This window comes from Ruegeria sp. CDSC068 (assembly GCF_059610545.1).
Window position 1 is genome coordinate 1 of record NZ_JBXWNV010000023.1, and the last position, 4,727, is coordinate 4,727.

Below are 4,727 nucleotides of genomic sequence, written 5' to 3' on the forward strand. Positions count from 1 at the left end.
GACCTCGTCCGGATTACATTGAGCATGCGCGTATGTACTTGTTGCAGGTGCCTGGATACCAGGAACGTCACGACGTTCGCCCTGGCATCAGCGGCTTGGCGCAGGTCGAGCTGGGCTATATCGAAGGCACAGATGCGACGCGTCGAAAGGTTCAGGCTGATCTCTACTATATTGCAAATTCCAGCCTGGCGATGGAGATGCGCATTGTGTGGCGGACGCTTGCTGTCATGATGCGCCGCGGCGGCGCCTGACTGGGGGCCGCGCCTCTGATGGATCCCCTTGTGTCCAGCCGTGGCGTTGGCGTGAATGTCGCGATCAGCTTCGGGTTTTGATGTAATTATCAATTCGATTGCTTTGCCTTGAATCGATGCCGCTTACCCTGTTCGAAAGTTGCAAAGATCCTTTGGCCAATTCAACCTGTAGTAGATTAAATCATTTCCGGTTTTCATTTAACTGAAGTGCGGAATTGTATTTGCACCGCAAACCCAAAGAAAATAAGTCCACGGGCATATCGAGGCGAGACGTGGATCGACGATAGGGTTATCCCGTCGTCCCAAAAGCGACATAAAGACGTGAAGATTATTCGAGCGGTGACAGTCAGGCGGAAGCCTCTCTTGGCGTTTATATGCGCTATGGCGACCGGCATGGCGCAGGCACAATCCGTGTCGACCTATGGCACACCCGGACTGATCGAGATCCCCACCGCCGAGATGTTCGATGATGGTGAGCTTGTCTTTACCGCCGCAGGTCTCAGGAACACCGGTCGGGCGACGATGACGTTTCAGATGTTGCCCTGGGTGCATGGCAGCTTCCGCTACGCAGTGATTGACGGGTTTGATAGTTCGGGCGGCACGGACCGCACCCGGTATGACCGCAGCTTTGACGTCCATTTCCGGTTGCGCGAAGAAAGCCGGCACGGCCCGGCCATCGTGATGGGGCTGCGCGATTTTGGTGGCACCGGCATCTATGCCGCGGAATACTTCGTGGCCACCAAGACCATTCAGGACCGGTTCAAGCTGACCGGCGGTATTGGATGGGGCCGCATGGCGGGGCGTGGTGCGTTCTCCAACCCGCTGGGTATTTTCGGCAGCCGGTTCGACACCCGGCCCGCGTCAAACTCGAACGGCCAGGGGGGTGAGCTCGAGTTTGGCAATTGGTTCCGTGGCGACGCGGCGTTGTTTGGCGGCGCCAGCTGGCAATACAATGACCGGCTGACCTTTTTGGCCGAGTATTCGCCCGACCTTTACACGGCGGAATCCGTCAATGACAGTTTCCGGGTCAAATCGCCCTTCAATTTTGGCGCCCAGTACCGGTTCCGGAACGGCTCGCAGCTGACGGCCTCTTATCTCTATGGCACCTCGCTGGGGCTGACCTACAGCTACTTCGTCAATCCGCGCAAAGCGGTGACGCCGGGCGGTCAGGGTGCCGCACCGCCGCCGTTGCGCCCTGAATCGCAGGTCGCTGCGGCAACGGCGAACAGCAGCAAAGGTGATATCCGGGCGCGGATGCAATCCGCCCTGGATCAGGAAGGGCTGCGGCTGGTCTATCTGAACGACAGCGGCGACACTGTCCGCGTCGGGGTGGAGAACAACCGCTATGGGCAGGCCGCGCAGGCTCTGGGCCGTACCGCCCGCGTGCTGGTCAATACAGAACCGCCCCAAGCCGAACATTTCGACATTGCGCTGATGTCGAACGGCGTGCCGCTGAGTGCGGTGCGCGTCAACCGCGACGACCTCTATGAACTGGAACATGACCCCGACAACGCCTGGCGCAGCTTTGCCCGGGCCGAGATCTCGGACACGTTGCCATTGGTGCAGGGCGGTTTCCTCACCGATGCCTATCCGCATTTTTCCTATCGGTTCGGCCCCTATCTGAACTTCTCCTTCTTTGATCCCGACGACCCGCTGCGATACGAACTGGGGGCCGCGCTGGCGTTGGATTACACCCCGTCGCCGGGCCTGACCTTTTCGACAGGTCTGCGTCAGCCGATCCTAAGTACCCTCGATGACAGCACCCGGCCGTCGAATTCGACCCTGCCGCATGTGCGCTCGGACTGGAACATCTATGCACGCGAATCCAACCTGCGGATCGAGCATATGACCGCTGAGTATATGTGGCGGCCGGGCAAGGACCTTTATGCCCGCACCACGCTGGGCTACCTGGAAACCATGTTTGGCGGGCTTTCCACCGAAGTGCTTTGGTATCCCAACAACAGTCGTCTGGCCCTTGGGGCCGAGGCCAACTATGTGGCGCAGCGCGACTTTGACGTGCTGTTCGGCTTTCAGGATTACAATGTCTTCACCGGGCACGTCTCGGCCTATTACGATCTGCCGGGCGAGTATCATGCGCAGGTCGATGTCGGGCGCTATCTGGCCGGCGACTATGGCGCAACCTTCGCGCTGGATCGCGAGTTCAACAACGGCTTCAAGGTGGGGGCGTTCTTTACCCTGACAAATGTCAGCTCTGAGGAGTTCGGTGAAGGGTCGTTCGACAAGGGTATCCGGCTGGAAATCCCGGTCTCGTGGCTGACCGGCCGCCCGTCGCGCAACAAGATCGCCCAGACCATCCGTCCGGTTCTGCGCGATGGCGGCGCACGGCTGAACGTGCGCAACCGGCTGTATGGCGTGACCCGCGAGGCCCGCGCGCAGGATCTGTCGCGCGGCTGGGGAAGGTTCTGGCGATGAAGGTCCTGCGCACCGCCCTGCTGGCCCTGGCTCTGATCTCCTGCGGTGAGGCCCAGGAAGATGTCGACCTGTTCAAGAGCACGCTGTTTCCAAATGCGCCCCGGTTCCATCCGCGCGCCGAGGCCCTTGGCGCGCGCCGCCCGATCCCGCCCCGGCTTGAGGTCGGGTTTCCCAGTCGCGATCTTGCCGGTGTTATGCTGCTTGAGACCCAGCGCGCGGGGGTACAGACCTGGCTGACCGCGGACGGGGCCACCATCACGCTGGAACGCGGCATGCTGACCTCGGCCCTGGGGTTTGGCGACGGCATGTCGGCGTCCGATGTGCACCAAAGCGCGGCGCGGATCCTGGGCGGCGGTCCGGGCCGGGTCGAACGGTTCCACAGCTTTCTCAACGCCAACGATGAGATCGAGTTACATGCTTATGAGTGTCAGATCGAAGCCGTGGGATCCGAGACCGTTTTGCTGCGCGGAAACCCTGTCGCAACGGAAAAATGGCAAGAGGAATGCTTCGGGGTGGTGGATCGTTTTACCAACGTTTACTGGGTGCAAAACAGTTCAGGACGCATCGTTCAATCCTCGCAATGGACCGGCAATTTCCTCGGCAACATGTTCATAAAGGTTGTGCCCAATGACAGTTAAGACTTCCAACAGCAGAGGGCATATCGTGCGCCATACTCCACTTCTCCTCAGCGCGCTGGCTGTGACCGTTCTGATTGCCGGGTGTTCCACCATCTATCGCAGCCCGTCGGTCACGGCAGGTGTCTCCGACGCGGGCAAAGTCCGCGTTGTGCCGGTCACGCCAGAGACCGTGCTGGTCGCCAACCGGTCGCCATACGCGCCCAAGACCCTGCCAACGGTGTTCGGGCTGTCGGCAGGATCGGGCTCTGGCACCAGTTTGCGCGGCACCGGCCCCCTGCCCGAGGCGCCCTCGACCCAGGACGGGTCGCGCGCCGGGCTGCAGCTGGACCCGCCGCCACAGGTCAACCCCGGCCCTTACACCATCGGCATCGGTGACGTGCTGGTGCTGTCGACGCCGTCCACCCAGGGCACCGCCGGAGAGCTGTCGGGCCTGCTGGCCGCGCAGAACAGCCGCAACGGCTATACCGTGCAGGATGACGGCTCGATCAACATCCCCGATGTCGGCCGCGTCCGGCTGGGCGGCCTGACCGTCGATGAGGCCGAGGCCGTGCTGTTCCAGCGCCTGGTGGAAAACCAGATCGACCCCACCTTCAGCCTTGAGATTGCCGAGTTCAACTCGCGCCGCGTCTCGGTCGGCGGCGCCGTCGGCCAGCCCGGTATCCAGCCCATCACCCTGACCCAGCTGACCCTGGGCGAGGCGCTGTCGGCTGCCGGATCGGTCTCGGTCAGCGATATCGACAATTCCTCGGTACGCATCTACCGCGACGGGCAGATGTATCAGATCCCGCTCGAAGATCTGTACGCACGCACCGCATTGCAGAACCTCAATCTGGTCGCCGATGACTCGGTCTTTGTCGATACCGACTACGATCTGGACCGCGCCGAACGCTACTTTGCCCAGCAGATCGCGCTGCGCGACACCGTACTCGAGGGTCGCCAGACCGCCCTGCAAGAGCTGAACACCGCAGTCAATCTGCGCCGCGCCGACCTGGACGAGCGCCGCAGCAATTACATTCAATCCATCGAGCTGGATGCGGTTGACCGCGACTATGTCTACCTGTCCGGCGAAGTGCGTACACAGGGCCGCTATGCCCTGCCGTTCAACCACACCGCCACCCTGGCCGACGCCCTGTTCGACACCGGCGGCGGCATCGCCAAGGAAACCGGCGACGCGTCAGAGGTCTACGTCCTGCGCGCGGCGCAAGATGCCCGCGAATTCGGCGCCGTCACCGCATGGCACCTCGACATCCGAAACGCCGCACAACTCACCCTTGCCGCCCGCTTCCAACTGCGCTCCAACGACATCATCTTCATCGCAGAAAACCCCGTCACAAAATGGGGCAGAACAATCAGCCAAATCACTCCATCACTCATAACAACACCAATCAACGCTGCAGTGAATTAG

The 4,727-nt window shown here is 61.5% G+C and carries 4 protein-coding genes; all 4 read left to right on the forward strand.

Annotated features, from left to right (window positions below):
* Window positions 1-251: sugar transferase (locus AC2FID_RS22405; protein WP_496700158.1), on the forward strand; the 251-nt coding region annotated here is incomplete at its 5' end.
* 363 nt (window positions 252-614) lie between these two features.
* Window positions 615-2,684 carry a YjbH domain-containing protein gene (locus AC2FID_RS22410; RefSeq protein WP_496838790.1) on the forward strand — a complete coding sequence of 690 codons (2,070 nt, stop codon included), beginning with the start codon at window positions 615-617 and terminating at the stop codon, window positions 2,682-2,684.
* Window positions 2,681-3,322, forward strand: coding sequence for a YjbF family lipoprotein (locus AC2FID_RS22415; RefSeq protein ID WP_496838791.1), 642 nt, complete (start codon window positions 2,681-2,683; stop codon window positions 3,320-3,322). Before AC2FID_RS22410 ends, AC2FID_RS22415 begins: the two co-directional genes overlap by 4 nt.
* A complete protein-coding gene (locus AC2FID_RS22420; protein WP_472722431.1) occupies window positions 3,312-4,727 on the forward strand; it encodes a polysaccharide biosynthesis/export family protein in 1,416 nt (471 codons plus the stop codon). Before AC2FID_RS22415 ends, AC2FID_RS22420 begins: the two co-directional genes overlap by 11 nt.

Excerpts from the sequence above, each read along its gene's own strand:
- AC2FID_RS22415 (WP_496838791.1), top strand. The coding sequence starts at position 2,681 with ATGAAGGTCCTGCGCACCGCCCTGCTGGCCCTGGCTCTGATCTCCTGC.
- AC2FID_RS22420 (WP_472722431.1), top strand. The coding sequence starts at position 3,312 with ATGACAGTTAAGACTTCCAACAGCAGAGGGCATATCGTGCGCCATACT.